This window comes from Mycoplasma sp. 327, assembly GCF_053851655.1.
Genome location: NZ_JBSQBA010000005.1, coordinates 1 through 22,746, shown reverse-complemented (window position 1 = coordinate 22,746; position 22,746 = coordinate 1). Strand labels below are relative to the sequence as shown.

The window sequence follows — 22,746 nt, the reverse complement described above, 5'->3', positions numbered from 1 at the left end:
TTCTCTGTATTTATAGTTTTTTATTTTGTTCTGCCAATTTCTTTTTTAAAACAACTTCTTCAATAATAGTATATTTCTTTTCATTTGTTTTTTTAAACTTGATTTCTGTGTCAATTGGTTTAACGTCAATATTATTGACAATCAATGAAAGCAAATTATCTCTAAATTCAACAATCCCACGATCGATGTAAAAAATCCGGTTATTATTATCTTGATCTTTAATAATTATTTGTGAGGGAACTAATGCCGCTAAAAATGGAACAGCATCTTTCATTAGACCAATTTGCCCCTCAGTAGTGGTAAATGTTACGATACTACCTTTACCTTGATAATATACACAATTTGGTGTTGTTATAACTATTTCAATGAATTTATCATTCATAACTATTTGTCAAATACATATCCAAGGTTTTTAGCTTTTTCAATAACATCTTCAATAGTACCAACATATAAAAATGCTTCTTCTGGTAGATCATCATATTTTCCACTTAAAATTTCTTTAAATGATCTAATGGTATCTTGTAACTTAATGTATCTACCCTTTATACCACTAAATTTTTCAGCAACAAAAAATGGTTGGGACAGGAAACTTCTTATTCTACGTGCTCTAGCAACAACCTTCTTGTCTTCCTCTGATAATTCATGCATACCCAATATTGCAATAATATCTTGTAATTCCTTAAATCTTTGCAAAATATTTTGTACTTCTCTCGCAGTATTGTAATGATCTAAACCAACGATATTAGGATCCATCATACGGGAATTAGAACCCAATGGATCAATAGCAGGATAAATACCTAATGCTGCAATATCACGATCTAAAACAGTTTTCGCATCTAGATGAGTAAATGTGGTCGCAGGAGCAGGGTCAGTAAGGTCATCAGCAGGAACATAAACTGCTTGAACAGATGTTATTGATCCCTTATTTGTAGAAGTAATTCTTTCTTGCAATTGCCCCATTTCGACCGCTAATGTTGGTTGATACCCAACAGCAGAAGGCATTCTACCTAGCAATGCCGAAACTTCTGAACCTGCTTGGGTAAATCTAAAGATATTATCAATGAATAAAAGCACATCTTGGCCCATTTGATCACGGAAATACTCGGCCATAGTTAGTGCAGTAAATGGTGCTCTCATTCTAGCGCCTGGAGGCTCATTCATTTGTCCAAATACTAATGCAGTTTTATCTAAAACACCACTTGCCTTCATTTCATGGTATAAGTCATTACCCTCTCTTGTTCTTTCGCCAACACCGGCAAATACTGATAAACCACCATGTTGTTTTGCAATATTATTAATCAATTCTTGTATTAAAACAGTTTTGCCGACACCAGCCCCACCAAAAAGACCAATTTTTCCACCTTTAATGTATGGTATTAATAGGTCAATAACCTTAATACCAGTTTCAAATATTTCTAAAGTGGATTTTTGTTCTTCAAAACTAGGTGCGCTTCTATGGATAGGCATTTGTTGCTCAAAATCGCCTCCTAGCAAGTCAATAGGTTGACCTAAAACATTAAACATTCTTGAAAGAATTTCCTTACCAACAGGTGCAGTAATTGGTCTTTTAAGGTCTAAGACCTTCATGCCACGTCTTAAACCAATGGTTAAACTCATGGCTATTGTTCTTACAGTGTCATTACCAATATGTTGAGCAACCTCAAGAATTTGTTTGTTGTTAGGGTTTTTTTCATCAATAACTTCCAAGGCGTTAAGCATTTTAGGTGCAGTGCCTTCCTTAAATCTGACATCAATAACAGCACCAAGAATTTGGGTAATAACACCATAATTTAATTCATTATTTTTTTTATTAGTCATTTTCTTTATCCTTTCTTTAAGATCCGACACCATTAACAATTTCAGTCAATTCTTGTGTTATCTTTGATTGACGCGAACTATTATATTCAATTTTTAATTCATCAATAAGGTCCTCGGCATTATCAGAAGCCTGTTCCATTGCTGTTCTTCTTTGACTAGTTTCTGCCAATTTTGCATTAGTTAAAGCATGAAAAATAGATGCTTCAAAGAATATTCTAAATGAGTTAATTAAAATGGTTTCAGGGTTGGGCTCAAAAACAATCTCCCTGATCCCTTTATCTTGGTGAAAACTTTGGTTATTTTTTTCGATTTTGCCAATCGTGTTTGCTGAAATTGGAAAAATTTCTTGAACGACAGGATCGGCCTTTAATGGGTTTTCATAATTGGTATAAATTAATTTAACTGAATTTAAAAGTGATATTTCTAAAACATCATAAATCTTATTTGAAATCACTTGAGCTATTTCATATGTTGGATTATCACCGATTTGTGTTAAGGTTTGGATAATGTGATATTTTTTATTTTTTTCAATTAGGCTTAACAATTTAGAGCCAATAACAATCAAAATATCTTCACCTGTAACAACTTCATTTATCATTTTATACATTTCGGAATTGAATGATCCACATAGACCTAAATCACTCCCAAAAATAATATATAAATTACGACGATTGCTAAATTTTCATGCATGCTTATTTAATAATTTGTCAATATCCTGCGTTGAATTTTTTACAAGATTAATAAAAATAGCTTCAACATTTTTAAAGTAAGATTTAACCTCACTAATTTTGTTTTTAATTTTTGAAAACTTAGCAGTGGCTACAAGTTCCATAGCCTTCGTTATTTTTTTGGTAGAATTAATTGAATTAATACGTTGCTTTATTTTTTGCAAGCTTTCCATGGTAATTCAGGAATAGGCATAAAGTTTTCAGGATTATATAGGGGAATAGTCTTTATAAACAAGTCATTAAATAAAATGATTTGATTATAAATTTCTTCAATTAATTCATTAGTTCAATCATTAGATTCATCGATCTTTCTCATGATTTTTATTGCTTTAGGTTCTGTTGCAAAATAAGTTAGAATTTCTTGACGATATTTAATAATGTTGTTTTTAGGGATTACATTAATTAAGCGATACTTAGCAAGGAACAATAAGATAATTTGTTGACCAGGAGAATATGGTGAAAATTGTGACTGTTTCAACAACTCATAGACCTTAGCACCATGTTCCAAAATAATTCTTGTATTTTGGTCTAAATCAGAACCAAATTGTGCAAATGCTTGCATTTCATTATATTGAGCTAATTCTAGCTTTAAACTTGAAACCACCTTTTTAGTCATTTTGGTTTGCGCGGCTGAACCAACTCTACTTACAGAATAACCAATATCAATTGCAGGTCTTTGTCCAGAATTAAATAAAGATTCTTTGGTAAAAATCTGACCATCAGTAATTGAAATAACATTAGTTGGAATATATGCTGAAATATCTTCAGCTTGTGTTTCGATAATTGGCAAGGCAGTTATTGAACCACCACCATAATCGTTATTTAGTTTTGCAGATCTTTCTAGTAATTGCGAATGTAGATAAAAGACGTCACCAGGATATGCTTCACGGCCGGGAGGTCTTCTTAACAATAAAGATAATGTTCGATAAGCAACGGCATGTTTTGATAAGTCGTCATAAACTATTAAAACACTTTTACCTCTTGCCATTCATTCCTCAGCAATAGTTACGCCAGTATAGGGTGCTATATATTGCAATGGCGCACTTTCAGAAGCTGATGCTGCAATGATAGTTGTGTATTTCATTGCATCATTCTTTTCAAGCTGATCAACAATTTGGGTAATTGTTGAATTTTTTTGGCCGATAGCCACATAGATACAATAAACATCTTTGCCTTTTTGGTTTAATATCGCATCAATGGCAATGGCTGTTTTTCCTGTTTGTCTATCACCAATAATTAGTTCACGTTGTCCTTTTCCAATAGGAATTAAAGCATCAATTGCCAAAATACCAGTATGTAAGGGTTCTGAAACTTCCTTACGTGTCATAACACCAGGCGCAATTTTGAAAATTGGTCGCTTTATTTCACTATTAATTTTACCCTTACCATCAATTGGTAATGCTAGGGCATTAATAACGCGGCCCAATAAAGCGTCACCCACTTGAACCGAGATAACGTTGTGTGTTCTCTTGACATGTGAATTTTCCACAATATTACGATCATCGCCAGTAACAACAACACCAACCAACTCTTCTTCAAGGTTTAAGGCCATACCAACAATACCGCAATCAAATATTACTAATTCACCATATTCAACATTAGTTAAACCACTAACTAGAGCAATACCGTCACCAACAGTAATAACTCTACCTACTTCATCATAACTAACAGTTTCGTTGAAATCTTTAATTTGATTTTTAATGATAGCTGATAAATCACTGGGTTTTAAAGCCATATCTTTCCTTTCATTATTCTAATGATTTTATCTTGTTTAATTTTCCCAAAACAGAGTTATCAATCAAGTACTCATCTACTTTTATTCTTATTCCACCGATTAAATCAGGGTCTATATGATTAGTTAAAGTAACTTTTGCATTTAGATCAGATGAAATCTTTTTTTCAAGGTTTTTCATCTTATCAGTACTTAATGGTTTAACTGAATATACATAACCATACTTAATATTTAATTTTTCATTTGCTAATTCAATAAAGCGATGAAATATAATATCCATATATTTAACAATATGTTTTCTGGTTGCTAATTTAATAATATTTAATATATATGGATGGTATGAATCAAAAGCCTCACTAATTAACATAAACTTTTTTTCTTCCGTTATATCAAAAGAATTTAAGATTTTTAAATAATCTTTATTTTGTTTCAAAACCTTAATAATGTCAGCAGTCTGATTAGTAATTTCCTGAAGTTGATCAGACCCATTAGCTAAATCATATAAGGCAAATGATCAATTATTAATTACTTCATTTAATTCAGTCATATCTATTTCTTAATAACCTCATTAATCATTTTGACATTATCAGCATCTTTTATTTCACGGCCAATAATTTTTTTAGCAATTTCAACAGCATTTTCCATAATAATTTTCTTTTGCTCTTTACTGAATTCAACACGCTTTTTATTAATCAAAATTTCTGCTTGTTCTAACATCATTTCAGCTTTTTTCTTCGCAATAGCTGAACCACTATTTACAATTCTTTCACTTTCAGCTTTTGCATTATTGATAATAGTTCTTGCCTGATTAGTAGCCTCAATTATTTTTAAATCATGTTCTTCTTGTATTTTTAGTGCTTCATCTTTTGCTTTGATTGAAGCATCAATATTACTTTGAATTAATTCTTGACGCTTTTTAACCATTTTCTTAATTGGTTTATATACCAAAAAAGTAATAATAATGGTTATTAGCATTAACACAATTAAAGAAAAAACAAATAGAGGCCAATTAAATGTTAAGCCAGAGAAGGTTTTTTCTAATTCTTCACTAACCCCCCCTTTACCTTCAGGGGCTTTCATAAGATAAGTTAATACTCTCATATAAATCAAAAAATAATTTAACTATACAAAGATTAATAATAAAGCAATAACTAAACAATAAATTGATGCAGTTTCAACAATAGCCAAACCTAAAATTAATAAAGTACGAACTTTAGATAAAGCTTCTGGGTTTCTACCAACAGCTTCACAGGCTTTAGCAACGGCCATACCTTGACCAATCGAAACAAATCCAGCTCCAAAGATTGCTAACCCGGCGCCTAACATTGTTAAACCGTATGCAAAGGGGTAATTTTGACCGCTAGCATCACCGGCTTTACTTGGGTCAAATCTATTAATAACATCTGAAATTTTATCTAATTTATCAATCATTTTTTTCTCCTATATTTTTAAAAATATTTTAATTACTTTCTTGAATTAATTGTTTATTAGCGATAATTTTACTTTTTCAATCTCTAATTTTTTTCTTATGTTTTTCCTTAACGTCTTCCTCAGCTGCTTGCGCCCAATATGACATTGTCAACACTACAAAAACAAATGCTTGAATAATACCATCAAATAAATCAAAATAAAGATTAAATGCCGGCAATACCACAACACCAAATGGATTGAATGTCGAAGCTTCAGCACTAACATCAAGACCAATAATTTTTGCTCATATATTGTTTAAGAAAATTGTTGCCAATGAAACAAGAACAACTCCCCCAATGATATTTCCATATACCCGGAAAGTCATAGAAACAATTGGTGAGAAATTTGAAGCAAATTCTAATGGATTTAGCAATTTAATAATATGCTTAATTTTGTTATAAGCTATCCCAACACCAGCCGTTCCTAATCAAGACACCACTGTGGCAGCTAAAACCGCAGATAAACTCGAGCCAACCGGAGCAAAACCAACTAATGATAATATGTTTCCAAAGAACATAAACACAAATAATGATATTAAGTATGGATTTGCTTTATCAAACTTCGATTCATGTGTATCACTAAAGAAATTATCTCCGCCGATAATAGCTGTTTCAACTAGGATTAAAGCAGCATTAGGTGCCTTGTCAACTTTTTGTCGTTTTACTGCTACATAAATTAAAACTGACAAAATAAGAACAATAAAAACTAAGGATATTAATGAAAATATTTGATTACTATTAATTTCTGTCGAACCAAATCAATTAATTTTTAGTAATTTATCCATTTAGCTCCTTTCTTTTATTAACCATAGTAACAACGGCCCACACTATTGAAAAAATGGACAATAGAATATAAGGTGCTGTCATTGTGATTGTATTAAATGGAAAAAAAGCAGCATTTAAACCGGGATAGTCTTTGTGAAGGTAAGTATTAATATAAATAAAAATAGCAAATATTGCTCCATTAAAAATATTCAATGCAAAAAATATAAGAACAGAAATAAGCATCCTTATTTTATAATGTTTTTTACCTTGAACATTAATACTATTTTTCACAATTTTTAGGATCACATATACTGATAATAAAAATAATAAAAAACTAACTATACCCACTAAATACCCTAACAATAACGAGTAGTCAAAAAATGACATTGATGAAAATATTAACAACAACGCAACATTTAATGTAGTATAAGTTATTCAAATTTTTTTTCCATGTGTTTTATTCATGCTCAAGTGGTTATTTTTATATTTTAATAACCTAATGTAAAATTATATTACTTTTGAATTTTTTGTTTTTATAAATATATTCACAAAATAATGCCAAAAAATATACATCCTTAAAACCTAAAATCAAATATGAAAAAATAGTTTTTTAGCACTTTATTTAGCACTTTAAGCAATAGAGTGCTAAATTATGTTATAATTAATATATATTTAAATTAAGGAGGTCGAAATATGCATGCATCATGAACACCTGCAGAGGATAACAAAGAAGATAAAGACCCATTATTAAAATATGGCCGCAATCTTACTGAACTGGCTTTGGAAGGAAAGCTAGAACCAGTTATAAATCGCGACGAAGAAATAAGATCATTAGTAAGAATCTTATCTCGCAAGACAAAAAATAACCCAGTTTTAATTGGAGAACCAGGCGTTGGAAAAACAGCAATTGTTGAAGGATTAGCTAAAAAAATCATTGATAACCAAGTGCCTGAGAATTTAAAAAATAAAAAAGTATACGAGCTTAATATTTCATCTATTGTTGCAGGAACACAATTTCGAGGTCAATTTGAGGAAAGAATTGAAGCTATTTTAAAAAGAATTAAAGATTCTAATGGCGAAATTATTCTTTTTATTGATGAAATTCATATGATCGTCGGAGCTGGTGGAACAGGTGATAGTAGTATGGATATAGGTAACATGTTAAAACCAATGATGGCAAGAGGACAATTACACCTAATTGGCGCTACCACTCTCGACGAATACAGAAAACACATTGAAAAAGATTCTGCTCTCGAGAGAAGAATGCAAAAGATTTTTATTAATGAACCAACTATTGAGGACACCATTACCATTTTAAGGGGAATCAAAGAACGACTTGAAACTTTTCATGAGGTAAAAATCAAGGATGAAGCCCTAGTAGCCGCAGCAAACCTATCGGCCAGATATATCCAAGATCGTTTTCTACCTGATAAGGCAATAGACCTAGTAGATGAAGCCTCAGCATCTATTAAAACAGAAATGAAGTATATTCCCGAGCCAATTGAAAAACTAAATTATGAAATAACTAAACTGGAGATCGAAAAGGCAGCAATAAAAAACTCTGTTGGTAAAGAAAATAACAACAATAATGACCGCATAAAACAAATAAATGAACATCTAACAAAAATCAAGGCAGAGCATAAAAAGCTGTCTAGCCAATGAGAAGAAGAAAAAAATTTAATTGCTAAACTATCCTCACTAAAAGACAATATTGAAGATTTAAAAAGACAGCTAAACACTTTACAAAATGAAGGCAAATACCTTGAAGCTTCAAAAGTTATGTATGTTTTATTACCAGAACTTGATGATTCAAAAAAAGAAATTGAAAACAAACTAACCAATTTGCCAAATCGTTTAATAAGAGAAACAATTGATGAGGGAGAAATTGCTGAGGTTGTAAGCAAATGAACTAAAATACCGGTAACAAAATTGCTTGAAAAGCAAAAAAATAAACTTCTTAAATTAAGTGAAAATCTTGCATTAAGGGTTAAAGGGCAAATAAATGCTATCAACCTAGTTTCAGAAGCTATCAAAAGAGCTAAAGCTAATATTAATGATCCTAATCGACCTATTGGTTCATTTCTATTTCTAGGGCCAACAGGTGTAGGAAAAACAGAACTTGCTAAAGCATTAGCATTCAATCTATTTGACAATGAAAACAATATTATTCGTTTAGATATGTCTGAATATATGGAAAAACATAGCATATCAAAACTAATCGGTTCACCCCCAGGATATATTGGATATGATGATAATGGTGGTCAATTAACAGAAAAGGTAAGACAAAACCCTTATTCAATAGTTTTATTTGATGAAATTGAAAAAGCTCATGCTGATGTTCTAAATATTCTTTTGCAAATATTGGATGACGGGATACTAAGCGACAATAAAGGTCGAAAAATAAATTTTCGAAACACAATAATTATAATGACCTCAAACATTGGATCAGAACAAATTATGACAAAAATTCCTAGCAAGGATGAAATTATAAAAATCTTGTTAACTAAGTTTAAGCCGGAATTTATTAACCGTATTGATGAAATTGTTCCATTCAATAAATTGAGTAACTCAGTCACAAAAGAAATTGTTGATTTAGAATTAAAAAAACTAGCCAACCGTATTTCGATAAATATTAAATCTGAGTTGCAATACGATCAAGGAGTTATCGACTATATTGCAGATAAGTCATATAACACAGCTTTTGGTGCTAGAGTTATTAGAAGATTTATTCAAAACAATATCGAAAATAAACTTGCAGATTTTATATTACGCAACTCAATAAAAGAAGATTCGATTATTTATCTATCAATTGTAAACAATGAAATTAAAATAGAAATAGATCATGAAGGTAATTAAAAAAAATACAAGGCAATTAGCCTTGTATTTTTATATGGTACATCCTGTGGGGATCGAACCCACGACCCAGGGATTAAGAGTCCCTTGCTCTACCTGCTGAGCTAAGGATGCATTTAAAATAATACCTAATAAATTATAAACAAATATCTTTGATGATATTAAAAAAAATAATTATTTATTGCAAATAAATGTAAGACTTTTCAGGAATACAATAAATTAAACCAATTTTATTAATATTTCGCAAGGCATAAAATACTATGAAATAATTAAAAAAGTCTATTAAAAGATTAAGTTTTAATATAAAAAGCAATATAAATAATGTTTATATAATCCGAGGCCTTCAATATAATATAAAAACCTACAAAATTTAGTAAAATTTTTTAGTTATATACTGATATATTTTAAGGAGTTTACTATGCTAGATGTTTGTGGAATAAGCAAAATCTTTCCAGATAAAAAATTATTTACCAATATCAATCTGAAATTCTTGCCTGGAAATGTGTATGGAATAATTGGAGCTAATGGTGTAGGAAAATCTACTTTTCTAAAAATTTTAAGTGGCGAGATCGAGGCAACTGAGGGTCAAATTATTAAAGAAAAAAATGCTCGTATGAGTGTTTTGAGCCAAAACCAAGATGAATTTAATGATTTTAATGTTACTGATGTTGTAATCATGGGCAATAAGGAACTTTATCAAATAAATATTGAAAAGAATAAAATTTATGAAAACCCTGAGGCTACAATGGAAGATTATGAAAAGGCAAGCCACTTAGAACAACTTTTTGGAGAAATGGGCGGATGAAACGCTGAAAATGATGCCCAAACTCTTCTTTCAAATTTAGGTATTGAACCTGAAAAATGAAATATGCAAATGTCTAATCTTAAAGCAAACGAGAAAGTTAAAGTTTTATTAGCAAAAGCCCTATTTGGAAATCCAGACATCTTGATCATGGACGAACCAACTAATAGATTAGATTTAAAGACTATAAAGTGATTAGAAAACTTCTTAATGGATTATCCAAATATTGTCATTGTTGTTAGTCATGATAGCGACTTTTTAGATGCAATATGTACCCATATCATTGATATCGACTATTCAGAAGCGAAGTTATTTGTTGGTAATTATTCATTTTGAAAGCAATCGAGTCAATTATTAGTTGAAATGCAACAAAAAACCAATCTAAAAAAAGAAGAGCAAGCACAAAAGTTGCGTGAATTCATTGCCAGATTTTCTGCCAATGCTTCAAAATCCAAACAAGCAACAAGCCGGAAAAAATTATTAGAAAAAATTGTGATTGATGAACTAAAACCTTCATCAAGAAAGTATCCATATATTAAATTTGAACTAAATAGATTGCCCGGAAAACAAATTTTAAATGTTCATAATTTAACATATAAAAATGAAAATGGAGACACACTATTTGAAAATGTAACTTTTTCCTTAAAACCTGGTGATAAAATGGTTATTGTAGGCAATGATGATATTACTAAAACCAGATTCCTTGAAATATTAATGAATAGAAGAAAGCCAACTTCCGGGACTGTTGAATGAGGTATAACTATTTCTCCTAACTATTTTCCCTCAAATAATCAAGAATATTTTAATGAATCAGAAAGCATTATTGATTGATTAAGTAAATGGCCATTAAATAACACTACACAAGAAACAAAAGATAACAGTGATGCTAGAATGAGAGCATTTCTGGGAAGAATGTTATTTTCTAATGATAGTGTTTTTAAAAACGTCCAAGTAACAAGTGGGGGAGAAAAGGTTAGGTTAATGATGTCTAAATTGATGCTAGAAGAAAGCAACTTTTTAATTTTTGATCAACCTCTTGATCACTTAGATTCGGAGTCAATTGATAGCTTAATTGAAGGCGTTAAATCATATAAGAGCTCATGCATTTTTACAACCTATAATCGTGCTATGATTAAAGAATGCGCGAATGTTATTCTTGAAATAAAACCAAAATCAAGTTTCTTATTTTATGGAAATCTCGACGAATATGAAGAAGCTATGGGATATTAATTAATAAAATCCGGAAATTAGTTTCCGGATTTTTAAATTTAGCTAATTGCTTCAATCTATCTCGAAATAATCATATTTTTTTTCTCTTGACTTCTTTTCTAAAACCAAAAATGTTATTTTGTCTTCAAGTTCAAATTTGGTATTTTTTCTTAATGAATGACCTTTTTTTGACTCAATCCAACTTGAAAGTGTTTGATTCTTTTCCTTATCAGTTAATTGATAATCGAGATATTCATAAAGTTCCAATTGTTTTCATAGAACCTTCATTAAGACAGAACCCTTAGCTTCACATCTTTCAAGACTAATTTCGTAGATTTGTTCATCGTTGTCATATTCGTCATATATTTCGCCAACAACTTCTTCAAGAATATCCTCGATAGTAATAATACCTATTGGTTTATCATCACTGTTAGTTTCGGTAACGAAGGCCATTTGCGCGCGCGATTGTCTCAACTTTTCAAGTGCTGATGATAAGATTGAGTTAGCAGAAACCTTAGGAACAGTTTTAATATAATTTAAAATATTTCCTTTTTTAAGAAAAAATATATCCTTAAGCAACAATATGCCAATTAAATTACCATCTTTTTCAACTGGTATTCGTGAATAATTAGTTTCTCTAAACATTTTTAGTGCTTCTTGCATAGTAGCCTTAGAACTGATGAAATCCACATTTTTCATTTTAATATAATGCTGTGAAACCTTAGTTGAATCAAGATCTAAGACATTTTGGGCCATTGCAGATTCTTTAAATTCCAAAACACCCTCATCATGTGCGATATTTAATAAGTTTTTAACATCTTCCTCAGTATTGGTAATATAAATCTTCTTTCCAATTTTAGAAATAGGATATGTTATGGGAATAAATATTCAATATAACATTTCAATAAACCAATAAAATGATTTAACGGTTTTTTCTGGATAGCGCTTTGCAACCAATTTTGGCAATATTTCAGCAAATAAAACAATAATTGGTGTCATTACAATTGTTGAAATAATTGATGCCAAGCCTGCCTTAGGAGCTCCAAAGGCTTGTGTTAAAAGATAAACTAATAATGTTGAAGAACCAATATTTACCAGATTATTAGCAATCAGAATGGTTCCGAGTGTTCTATTAAAGAAATTGTGCTGTTTTAGAATTATTTTATATCTTTTTTGATTCTTTTCAATCATTGTCTCGATTTTGGCCTTGGTTAAAGAAGTATATGCCGTTTCAGTTGCGGAAAAAATTCCAGAACAAACGAGCAATATGGCTAGTAAAATTATTAATAAAGCGTAATGTCAAGGTTCGAGGTCCATCTAAATGTCTCCATGCAAAAATTTAAAATATAACTATCATTAGTATTATATAATAGCAAAAATAATTATTATTTATATTTAAATATTTTATAATGTTATATTATGTTTAAATTTGAAGATGTTAGTATAGTGCAATTACCTAAAAAAATATTACGAGAAAAATCAAAAGATGTAGAAATTCCCTTATCACAAGAAAATATTGATTTGATTGAAAAAATGATTTTTCATGTCAGCGATAGTCAAAAACAAAATACAAAATTTAGACCAGCTGTCGGTGTCGCAGCTATTCAATATGGAATACCAAAAAACATATTTTATATTCTGATAGTTGATAATAATAACAATGTGATTTTTAATGATGCCATAATAAACCCAAAACTTATTGGTCACTCAGAGCATAAAATTGCCTTATCGGAAGGTGAAGGATGCCTAAGTGTTAGCGAAGATTGACCAAATCAGGAAGGCTTAGTCCCTAGATATGCAAGAGTTATTTTTGATGGATATTCATATATGGAAAAGAAATACAAAAGATTTGAAGCAAGTGGCTATAGCGCAATCGTATTTCAGCATGAATTTGACCATTTACAAGGTGGATTATTTATAGATAGAATAAATAAAAAGAGTCCATGAGCAAAAGACAAAGATTTGCAAGTTTTGTAATAGAAAAATAGGTTAGATAATAACCTATTTTTTTTATTAACCTTTTTCAAAAAATAATGGAACATCAAACTCTATTTCCTTTTGGTTATTGCCATAGTTAGGTTCGATATAAATGCCATATTGAGAATGATATCTGCCTAGTTTCTCTTTATTTGTAGATAAGGTAATAATTCTACCTTTAAATTTTATTCGTGTTGATGTTTTTCAATCTTCATTATCAAAACCCTCAATTTTTATTGGAGATGTAAATAAAATAGGGGAATAAAAATTATTAGTTTCTGTTACAAAGTTAGATACAACCGTCATTTGTTCAATGCCGTTATTTATCTTATGTGGTTCACCAAAAGCCCAAGAATAATCAATTAATTTTGATGAGTCATTTTTAATAGAAAAAAATTTATCATTAAAGTCTTGTATAAATTTTCTAAATTCCGCTTTATATCTATTAATTTTTTCATTAGAAAATTTATCTTTTACATCAATAGGTAAAAGCAACTTATAAGCGACCTTATTCCTAATTGATTCAATAAATTTACTATCAAATTGGTCTTGTTTTTTCTTTATTGTTTCTTCATTAAATTGTTTTGTTTTTAATGTTGTATAAATAGGAAAATTTCTAATAACAAATTCAGTATTTGTCCCTTCTTGATGTTTAAAAACAAGATCAACAAACAATGTATTTTTAGATAATGTATCAATTACAAAATTTTCAAATTCAATTTTCCATTTAACATTAGAATTTTTATTTTCAAAAATTGCATATTCACTTATTTCTTTTTGAACATTTTTTTTAAACAAAAGACTAATATTATCGGAATCACTATTATTAATAATTTTAGCCATGACACTTTCTGGAGTGCCATCAATTTTTATATCGTTGTTTATTTTTATATTAACATCTTTGTTTTTATTATTATTTAAATTAAATGAGTATTTTTTAACACTATTAAACCAATAAATAAGTGCTTTTTTAGGTTTTGTAAGTTGTATACTGACTGTTGCAATAATAACAGAAGAAAGCAAAGCACCTGAAAGTGATCAAAATAATATTTTTCTTATCTTCTTTGCTTTTGTTAGACGTTGAGCAACTTTTTTATGTTTTAATTGGTCTTCAAAGCTAACATCCTTGTCAATCGAATCAACCCAATCAAATTCCAAATCTTTGTTATCTTTTTTCATTAATCCCCAAATTCAAATTCCGTTGTTTTTTCATCAGTATCAACTAAACCAAACTCATCAATTATATTATCCGGTGTATTCTCTATCTTTTTAAAATCAACCTGTTTTTCCTTATCTGCTCTAACATTAGTTTCTTTTAATTCTTCAAATTCAAAATCATTTTCTTCAACACTAGATAATCCTAATAATTCAATATTATTAAACTCATCTGTTTTATTGTTTATCTTGTTGGAATTTATTTTAAAATCATTAATTTCAGTTTTTGAGATAGTTTCATCATTTTCTTGATCAATTATATAGGTATCATCTTCCGAAAAATCAGATGATAAATTATTTAATGAAACTTCACTATCTTCGAATTCTTCATGTGTATTTTCATTTAAATTCATAATAACATCGGAAGAATAATCTTCATTATCCTGAGCAACTTCCAAATCATCTTGCTTAAATTGTTCTACCTTAAAATCATCAGTAAGAGAATCAATATCATCTGTCTCATCTGGATGAATTTCCAAATAATTATTTTGTTCTTCGAATTCATCAATTTCAACCGCTATTTGATTATGATTATCCATTTCTGCGACATAAAAATCATCGACGTCATCAATATGATCATTGTTTTTTGCTGTTTCATCACCTGTTTTTATATTATTTTCTTTCAAACTAACAATATTATTATCTTTTAGTTTAGTTTCTATATTCATATCTTCTTCTCCAGATTGAGGAATAAAATTAACTTCTTTATATTCTTTTAATTCATACATATTATTTTTTTGTAATTCTATAATAGCTTGATTTTCTACTTGTTGTTGTGATATCAATGCTTCTAAATATGCAAATATCTTATTTTTAATAATTGGCCATTCAATTTCAGAAATAGTAATAATTGGATATTCCTTAGATTCAAGAAACTTAATATTGTCTCTAAAAATAAGATATTTACGATAATCATTCTTATATAAAAAATTATCTAAAATAAATCCTTGAATAAGCTTGTTGTTAAGCTTATTAATTAAAACAATATCGATGGTTTTAGTTCCAACAGAGTAATCTGTTTCAAATTGAAGGTTTTTGTCATCAATAAAATTGCGAAGTTCATCTAGTACATCAACCTTAAATTTAATATCTTCGGGCAATGAAATAATTTTAGTAGCCAAAAAATCTTCAACCTCATCTAAATAATTTTTTTGCTCATCAATTGATAAGTCAAGAAATTTTAATCATTCCTTAAATACTATCATGTCAGCTGTTGATCGATCTGTAATTTCAATATCATCGGCATAAATCGATTTAACAACAAAGACCTTTTCTTTAGCGCGTGATATTGCCACATTAAGAGCATTTTTCCCGCCTTTTCTTGCAACGTATGTGTTATATAAAGCAGTATTTTTATCATACACAACTGACATAATAACCAAATCAGCTTCATCGCCTTGGATATTTTCAATATTTTTCAAAACAACTTTTTCACTATTTAGAGCATCTTCTAATTCTGAATCATTTCCGAATATTCTATTAAATAGATATTCTTGTTGTTTAACATTAAAAACTAGAATGATTATTTTGTTATATTTTTCAAGATTTTGCTTGCATAATTCAATAACCTTTTCACCCTCAGCAACATTCATGCTATTATCCCAAGTTCCATCAACTTGAAAAACCTCAATTGCTTTTTCATTAGAAACTGATAGTTCATAGTTATCAATAACATCAAGTTTTGATTCATAAAAATGCTTTGATGAAAAAGTCATTAATGTCGCCTTTTTAGAACGGTAATTTTTATCTAATAGCAGCGAATAAACACCTCTTGCCCTAGCATAATCTAGCAACGATTCAATATTGCCAAAGTCATCTTCTTCATCAAAACTATATGTCGCAGAGAATCATCTTGTGGGTTGCATTTGTTGGCTATCACCGGCAAGAATTTTTCGCTTTGCTAAATATAAAATTGGAATGCCCTTTTCAATAAACATTTGCGATGATTCATCAAGAATAGCAAAATCAAACTCCTGTTTAGACCACATCGACAAATCAAGTTCAGGAGTAGTGATAATTATTGGAAATAATATCTTAATCATCTCCTTATGTTTGTGAAAAAACTTGTAAGGCTTTAAATGGCCAGTTCTTATAGCCATAGCAAAGGAAGTATATTGCATTTTTTGCTCATCGCTAAAATTGGTCATCCGATCAAATGTTTTTTCAAGAAGCATCTTAACAATATTTTTATCATCATTTAAATAATTGGTTTTTTTGTTGAGAATTTTTTTATATTGTTTTTCAAAATTAGTAATTTCTTCAAATGAAACAAGATTTACATATTTAAGCGCCTCATCAATATCAATAGTCATTAAACTTTGATCATTCGATATTATTTCCGCCATGTTTTTAATTATTTTAGGAATAATACTAAAAATAGTGCATTTCTTATTAAAATTTTTTTCATATAGTTTTTTTATAATTAGCTTCTTATCACTAAATTCGCAACATTGATTATATTTAAGATTATGATCCATTTTTTTAAGGTTTTCATATGTTTGCACGCTAAAATTACCATTCATTACCGCGCTATAAAAATTAATGATATTATCTATATTTTTAGTTTGCTTAATTAAATTTACATTATCAACATAACTTTCATCTTCATCGCTAAAAACACTAAGACCTTCTTCAGCATTTGAATTTTCATAATTTTCTAACAAATGAATAAATTCACGCAATGGCTTGTAAAAATTCTCAGGTCTCAGATTTTTATCATTTAATGCAAATAAGCAAAAAATAGAAAGCTTTTTTAGCCTGCTACGTAAAACGTCTAATGCCGCTTTCTTTTGACTTACAACTAAAGCGGTGTAGCCTCTTGTCATAATATTAGTTATTAAATTAGAAATAGTTTGTGATTTCCCTGTCCCAGGAGGACCTCAAATAATTGTATCCTGATATAGTGACGAGATTGTTGCAACATCCTGAGAAAAATTAGTTTCTTGAATTTTAAAAAGCTTAAACTTGTTATCAAAAATTACTCTATTAACCTTTTCACGATATAAATTCTTATTAAAATTTGGATTTAAAATCTCATCGAACTCATCATTTTCAATAATTTTTTTCATTTGATTTCACAAATATCCTGACGAAACATTATAAAAACCAAGAACTATTCCGGGATAAAATTCTATTGAGCTATTTTCAATATTTTCAATTGTTAAATTTTTAATACCTTCTTTCAAAGTTGAGGGCATATTGAAGAGTGGTTTTCAAGCATTTTTAAAACTTTCAAATACTTCACGAATTGATAGGTTATTAAAATCAAATGAGTCAACATTGAGTGAAAAGCCTTCTTGATTCAAGAACGTGACTAGCTTGCTATTTACTCTTATGTCAGAACTAGAACTTAAGGTGACTAATGAATTTTTAACTTCAACTAATATCTCTTTAAAAAATAATGGAGCATAAATTGTTTTATTTTCTGTTTTTATTGATATATAGAAAAAGCCTATATGCAAAGGCCAAATATTGGTTTCAATATTGATATTTTGCGCTTTATTTAAAATTTTCTTTCACTTAACAACTGATTTTTGAAACTCCGTTTCCTGACTAGCAACAATAATGGCTTTTGCTTTTTCAAAATTTGTACCAAGCATCTTAAATAAATTTTCTGGTATTCGTTTATTATAGTCTTCAAAAATAGCAATTACTTCATTCTTATTTTTAGCTTCATAAACCTTTGTTGCAATCATCCGATTTGCAATATCAGAAATCGTGCAATTTATATTAAAATTATTGTATATATGATCAAAAGTTTCTTCACCGAAATTTTTTAACACATCAAAATATTTTTCGTTATCAATTGAACTGTACAATGAAGAATCAAAGGTATCAATATTTAGCAGATTAGCCATTAACATTTGATATTTGGTATTGTTATTCATTTTAATTTACCTCATTAATTAAGTGCTCTATGTGTTTGGCTACATTGCCGACTACAAAAGAAATAGTTTTACTTTGAATTGCAACTCCGGTTATACCATCAAGATTTTTTAATTGCGGTATAGCAATCTTGCTCTTATCAAAAAAATTAATTTTTAAAATTTTTTGTGTAGCCGATACCGATTTAATATTTTCTTTTCCACCTAATAGCGAAACAAACACATCAAAATTAAAACTTAATTTAGTTTCCTTTGAGAGATAATTCTTGGGTTTGGTTTGTCTAAATTTTTTCTTTCAATAAATTAAAATAAATCCAAAAGTAACTATGATTAAAAAGATATATAAGAATTTGTTTTTTGGGTTCATATTAACACCTTTTTCACTTAAAAATTTCTACTTTTAAATTATATTTTAATTTAAAATTAATATCAAAAAAACATTTAATTAATAGTAATTTTCAACAAAGATATCAAATAAAATTTATTAATTATTTTTTCAACTTAATTTAAGCATAAAAAAGTTATAATGTTGGATTATTAAATAATAAATTATTTAATATGATATTTTTAAAAAAGTTATAAAATTTATACAAGAATTTATTAAAAAAAGAAGGCACAAAATGGACAAAAAAAGAGTTTTAAGTGGAATTACGGCTACAGGAAAATTAACCATAGCAAACTATATTGGAGCAATAAAAAATATGGTTAAATTGCAAGAAAATTATGATAGCTATATATTTATCGCTGATCTCCATGCTCTAACCCTCCCTATTGAACCACATATCCTTGAAGAAAATCGTAAAAATATATACGCTTTATTTATTGCCTGTGGAATTGATCCTGAAAAATCGACCCTTTTTTTTCAATCAGATGTTATGGAACACGGTTTAATGAACTGGTTAATTTTAACAAATACAACTATTGGTGAATTATCCAGAATGACTCAATTTAAAGATAAATCTCAAAAAGTAAAAAGTTCAAATGGTATGGAAACAATTCCAACAGGACTTTTAATGTATCCAACATTGATGGTTGCTGATATTCTCTTATATGATGCTGATTTAGTGCCTGTCGGAATTGATCAGAAGCAGCATGTTGAATTAACAAGAAATATAGCTCAAAGACTAAATAATAAATTCAATATTAAATTCAAGGTTCCTGAGCCATATATACCGGAAGTTGGGGCAAAAATTATGTCACTAGTTGACCCAACTAAAAAAATGTCAAAATCAGATGCAAATGAAAAATCAGCAATTTATTTATTGGACGATCCTGAATTAGGATATAAAAAAATAATGAAAGCAGTTACTGATTCTGAAGGAAAAATTTACATCTCAGACGATAAGCCGGGCATTAAAAATTTATTATCAATTTATTCTTCACTTAAAGATATAGACTTAAGGGAAGCTGAACAACATTTCAAAGAAAAAAATTATGGTGAATTAAAGCAAGAAGTGGGCACCTTAGTTAAAGATTTTTTAACTAAAATTCAATCAAAATACAATGAAGTAATAAAAGATATCGAAAAAAAAGCAAAAAAGGGAGCACAAAAGGCTTCAAAAACTGCTTCAATTACTCTTAAAAAATTTATGAAAGGCCTAGGTTTAAATAATGAAATCAAATAATAAATTAAATCACTCAACTAGTCATCTATTAGCTGCAGCAATTTTAAAAATGTATCCAAATACAAAACTGGCAATTGGTCCTGCTATCGAGGAGGGTTTTTACTATGACTTTGAATTTGAAAATCCAATTTTTGAATCAGACTTACCTCGAATTGAAAAAACAATGAAAAAACTAGCTGAACAAGGTTATGAAATGAAAAAAGTCGAAAAAGACTTTTTCTCTTTTGAGAATCAACCCTACAAGCAAGAATTATATGATAAATTCGTAAATGAAAAAAAAGAAATAACCTTCTTTCAATTCAAACACCCAAAAACTAATGAAATTTTATTCACAGATCTTTGTGCTGGTGGGCATATCGAAAATACTAAAGAAATTAAGCATTTTAAATTGTTATCAATTGCAGGGGCCTATTGAAAGGGTGATTCTAATAACAAAATGCTAACAAGAATCTATGGTACTTCGTGAGAAACTAAACAAGAACTTGATGATTACATAGAAATTCTAAAAGAAAGAAGGGAAAGAGACCACCGCAAAATAGGCAAAGATCTAAACCTTTTTATGTTTAGCCAACTGTCGGGCCAAGGTTTCCCAATTTGACTCGAGGATGGAATGAAAATTCACAATTCAATCCAAAGATATGTTTTAAAGTTAGATAAAAAATTTGGTTTCACCGAGGTTTTAACTCCTCATTTTGGAGAAAAAAAATTATATGAAATAAGTGGTCACTGATCACATTATCAAGACGTTATGTTTAGTCCTATATTGATGGATAATGAAACTCTTGTGGCACGCCCTATGACTTGTCCGCATCATATAATCTTATTTAATTCAACAAGACGTTCATATCGCGATTTACCTATACGATATTCTGAACAATCTAGGTTGTACCGTTATGAAAAATCAGGTGCCCTTTCTGGATTAGAAAGAGTTAGATCTATGGATTTAACCGAAGGACATATTTTTGTTAGACCAGACCAAATTAAATCTGAATTTAAACACCTTTATAAAATGATTCTACAGGCACTCAAAGATTTTAAAATTGAAATAGACCATGTTTCGCTTTCCTTAAGGGACCCAAATGATGAAGAAAAATTCTTTAAGGATGATCAAATGTGAAACAAAGCCGAAAATGACCTTCGTGAAGTATTAAGAGAATTAAACATTGAATACAAGGAATTTATAGGTGAAGCAGCTTTTTATGGTCCAAAAGTCGATTTTCAAGTTAGAACTGCGTTAAATAGAATAATAACAATGTCAACACTTCAACTTGATTTCTTGCTCCCTCATAGATTTAACATGAAGTTTGTTAATGATAATGAAGAATTTGAAACACCTGTTTTAATTCATCGTGGCTTAATTGGAACTTATGAAAGATTTATCGCTACATTATTGGAACAAACCAAAGGTATTCTACCGTTTTGATTAAGTCCAAGACAAGTTACAATAATGCCAATTGTAAGTGATTTAAATGATTATTGTCAATCTCTATTTGAGGAATTTTTGGATTTAGATTTTAATGTTAATGTTGACTTAAGAAACGAAAGAATAAATAAAAAAATTCGCGATGCACAAATTCAAAAATCTAAATTTATAGTTATTATCGGACGCCAAGAGGTTGAAAATAACAAATTAGCTGTAAGAGAATATGGCAGCGAAAAAACCGAAATATATTCAAAAGAAGAATTTATAACTAAATTATCAATGTTAAAACGCGAATTAAAATAATTTAAAAAAGTTAGGTAATCCTAACTTTTTTAAAATTTTTACTTTTTATATATCTAATTTAGATTATAGCCTTTACACGTAATACAATTAAAATAATGTTAACAATAATTAATAATGTTAATATTGTGAATAAAGCAAGGAAAGCTCTTTTTTCACGTCATAAACCAAGTTTTTTATTGTGAGGCATTGCTTTGCATGATGAACATGAGCTCATTGCTTCTTCAGCAAAACCTGTAATAATGTATTCATGAGTCATTGATGAATTGCCTTCGTTTTCTAAATGAAATGAAACAACTAATGTATTGCCTAACTGTTTAACCTTTTCAATAATTGTTATGTATTTTGAAAATGATTTAACATCAAGAGCCGAAACTTGTGAAGCCTTTCTTGTTTCAATATTTTCAACATAAAAAGTTGTTTGTGATGCTTCTGCTTCTAAATCGATCATAGGGGTAGTTTTCATCTTTTTAACTGGCATTGGTTTATCCACCAAATCCTCCTTTTCAATATATTCAATAGCCTTTTCATTTTCAACTTTAACTTCTAATATTTTTTCAATTATGTTACGAGCTTTCTTTATATCAACACTTCCACGGTAGGCCCCGTCTTGATGAAATCACACACGAGTATCATTTTTTGATTTTTCACTAACTCTAATAAATTCTGAAACAGCATCAACAAATTCAGTAAAATTACCTGAAATTTTTTGATTTGCTTTTTTGAAATTAAATGACACTTTTTTATCATCACCAATCTTTTCAGAAATGTAATATCTTTCTAGTTTACTTTTGGTCATTATTTCCTTTCTATTGTTTTATATTTTATATAATATTATGCTTTAATTATAGACAAAAAAAATAATTTAATTCATTTATATAAACAATTTTTCATTAATTAGCGTGAAAAATGAGCCACCGATATTTTGAATTTGTTTAATTATACA

19 protein-coding genes and 1 tRNA gene are annotated in these 22,746 nt (G+C 29.0%); 5 read left to right on the top strand and 15 right to left on the bottom strand.

Features of this window, described 5'->3' with window-relative positions:
• Positions 1-10: 10 nt before the first annotated feature.
• From ACWXVS_RS01810 to ACWXVS_RS01770, 9 genes are read right to left on the bottom strand one after another with little or no spacing between them, the layout of a single operon-like run.
• Positions 11-382 carry a hypothetical protein gene (locus tag ACWXVS_RS01810; RefSeq protein WP_438340708.1) on the bottom strand — a complete coding sequence of 124 codons (372 nt, stop codon included), beginning with the start codon at positions 380-382 and terminating at the stop codon, positions 11-13.
• A gap of 2 nt (positions 383-384) precedes the next feature.
• Positions 385-1,851, bottom strand: coding sequence for a F0F1 ATP synthase subunit beta (atpD, locus tag ACWXVS_RS01805; RefSeq protein WP_438340707.1), 1,467 nt, complete (start codon positions 1,849-1,851; stop codon positions 385-387).
• Positions 1,835-2,719 (bottom strand): ATP synthase F1 subunit gamma, encoded by an 885-nt coding sequence (gene atpG, locus ACWXVS_RS01800; RefSeq protein WP_444705052.1) that lies wholly within the window; start codon positions 2,717-2,719, stop codon positions 1,835-1,837. The genes atpD and atpG overlap by 17 nt, the downstream gene beginning before the upstream one ends.
• Complete coding sequence (atpA, locus tag ACWXVS_RS01795; RefSeq protein ID WP_438340705.1) at positions 2,698-4,281, bottom strand: F0F1 ATP synthase subunit alpha; 1,584 nt, start codon at positions 4,279-4,281, stop codon at positions 2,698-2,700. The genes atpG and atpA overlap by 22 nt, the downstream gene beginning before the upstream one ends.
• A gap of 13 nt (positions 4,282-4,294) precedes the next feature.
• Positions 4,295-4,825, bottom strand: a complete 531-nt coding sequence (locus tag ACWXVS_RS01790) for a F0F1 ATP synthase subunit delta (RefSeq protein WP_438340704.1) — start codon at positions 4,823-4,825, stop codon at positions 4,295-4,297.
• Positions 4,826-4,827: 2 nt separating this feature from the next.
• Positions 4,828-5,358: a F0F1 ATP synthase subunit B family protein gene (locus ACWXVS_RS01785; protein ID WP_438340703.1), complete on the bottom strand. Its 531-nt coding sequence runs from the start codon at positions 5,356-5,358 to the stop codon at positions 4,828-4,830.
• 42 nt (positions 5,359-5,400) lie between these two features.
• Complete coding sequence (atpE, locus tag ACWXVS_RS01780; protein ID WP_438340702.1) at positions 5,401-5,709, bottom strand: ATP synthase F0 subunit C; 309 nt, start codon at positions 5,707-5,709, stop codon at positions 5,401-5,403.
• Positions 5,710-5,737: 28 nt separating this feature from the next.
• Entirely contained in the window at positions 5,738-6,532 is a 795-nt protein-coding gene (locus ACWXVS_RS01775) for a F0F1 ATP synthase subunit A (RefSeq protein ID WP_438340701.1), read from the bottom strand.
• Positions 6,525-6,977, bottom strand: coding sequence for a hypothetical protein (locus tag ACWXVS_RS01770; protein WP_438340700.1), 453 nt, complete (start codon positions 6,975-6,977; stop codon positions 6,525-6,527). Before ACWXVS_RS01770 ends, ACWXVS_RS01775 begins: the two co-directional genes overlap by 8 nt.
• A 228-nt stretch (positions 6,978-7,205) precedes the next feature.
• On the opposite strand from ACWXVS_RS01770, the gene ACWXVS_RS01765 reads away from it, so the two are divergent.
• Positions 7,206-9,368 carry an ATP-dependent Clp protease ATP-binding subunit gene (locus ACWXVS_RS01765; protein WP_455994728.1) on the top strand — a complete coding sequence of 721 codons (2,163 nt, stop codon included), beginning with the start codon at positions 7,206-7,208 and terminating at the stop codon, positions 9,366-9,368.
• A 35-nt stretch (positions 9,369-9,403) separates the two neighbouring features.
• On the opposite strand, the gene ACWXVS_RS01760 is transcribed toward ACWXVS_RS01765, so the two are convergent.
• Positions 9,404-9,479, bottom strand: a tRNA-Lys gene (locus ACWXVS_RS01760).
• 304 nt (positions 9,480-9,783) lie between these two features.
• Here ACWXVS_RS01760 and ACWXVS_RS01755 point away from each other — a divergent pair.
• A complete protein-coding gene (locus ACWXVS_RS01755) occupies positions 9,784-11,397 on the top strand; it encodes an ABC-F family ATP-binding cassette domain-containing protein (protein ID WP_455994726.1) in 1,614 nt (537 codons plus the stop codon).
• A 42-nt stretch (positions 11,398-11,439) separates the two neighbouring features.
• Here the strand turns inward: ACWXVS_RS01755 and ACWXVS_RS01750 are convergent, their stop codons facing one another.
• Positions 11,440-12,693, bottom strand: coding sequence for a CNNM domain-containing protein (locus tag ACWXVS_RS01750; RefSeq protein ID WP_438340697.1), 1,254 nt, complete (start codon positions 12,691-12,693; stop codon positions 11,440-11,442).
• Between the two features lie 102 nt (positions 12,694-12,795).
• On the opposite strand from ACWXVS_RS01750, the gene def reads away from it, so the two are divergent.
• On the top strand, positions 12,796-13,353 hold the full coding sequence (gene def / locus ACWXVS_RS01745) for a peptide deformylase (protein ID WP_438340696.1): 558 nt from the start codon (positions 12,796-12,798) through the stop codon (positions 13,351-13,353).
• 36 nt (positions 13,354-13,389) lie between these two features.
• Here the strand turns inward: def and ACWXVS_RS01740 are convergent, their stop codons facing one another.
• Genes ACWXVS_RS01740 through ACWXVS_RS01730 form a run of 3 tightly spaced genes read right to left on the bottom strand, consistent with a single transcriptional unit; the run spans position 13,390 to position 18,819 of the window.
• Positions 13,390-14,532 (bottom strand): hypothetical protein, encoded by a 1,143-nt coding sequence (locus ACWXVS_RS01740; RefSeq protein ID WP_455994724.1) that lies wholly within the window; start codon positions 14,530-14,532, stop codon positions 13,390-13,392.
• Complete coding sequence (locus ACWXVS_RS01735) at positions 14,532-18,455, bottom strand: AAA domain-containing protein (protein ID WP_455994723.1); 3,924 nt, start codon at positions 18,453-18,455, stop codon at positions 14,532-14,534. Before ACWXVS_RS01735 ends, ACWXVS_RS01740 begins: the two co-directional genes overlap by 1 nt.
• Before the next feature lies 1 nt (position 18,456).
• Positions 18,457-18,819 carry a hypothetical protein gene (locus ACWXVS_RS01730; RefSeq protein ID WP_455994721.1) on the bottom strand — a complete coding sequence of 121 codons (363 nt, stop codon included), beginning with the start codon at positions 18,817-18,819 and terminating at the stop codon, positions 18,457-18,459.
• A gap of 253 nt (positions 18,820-19,072) precedes the next feature.
• On the opposite strand from ACWXVS_RS01730, the gene trpS reads away from it, so the two are divergent.
• Both trpS and thrS read left to right on the top strand, forming a co-directional pair.
• Entirely contained in the window at positions 19,073-20,077 is a 1,005-nt protein-coding gene (gene trpS, locus ACWXVS_RS01725) for a tryptophan--tRNA ligase (RefSeq protein ID WP_455994719.1), read from the top strand.
• Positions 20,064-21,803 (top strand): threonine--tRNA ligase, encoded by a 1,740-nt coding sequence (thrS, locus tag ACWXVS_RS01720; RefSeq protein WP_455994717.1) that lies wholly within the window; start codon positions 20,064-20,066, stop codon positions 21,801-21,803. Before trpS ends, thrS begins: the two co-directional genes overlap by 14 nt.
• A 58-nt stretch (positions 21,804-21,861) precedes the next feature.
• On the opposite strand, the gene ACWXVS_RS01715 is transcribed toward thrS, so the two are convergent.
• Positions 21,862-22,599, bottom strand: a complete 738-nt coding sequence (locus tag ACWXVS_RS01715) for a hypothetical protein (RefSeq protein ID WP_438340690.1) — start codon at positions 22,597-22,599, stop codon at positions 21,862-21,864.
• Positions 22,600-22,746 lie beyond the last annotated feature (147 nt).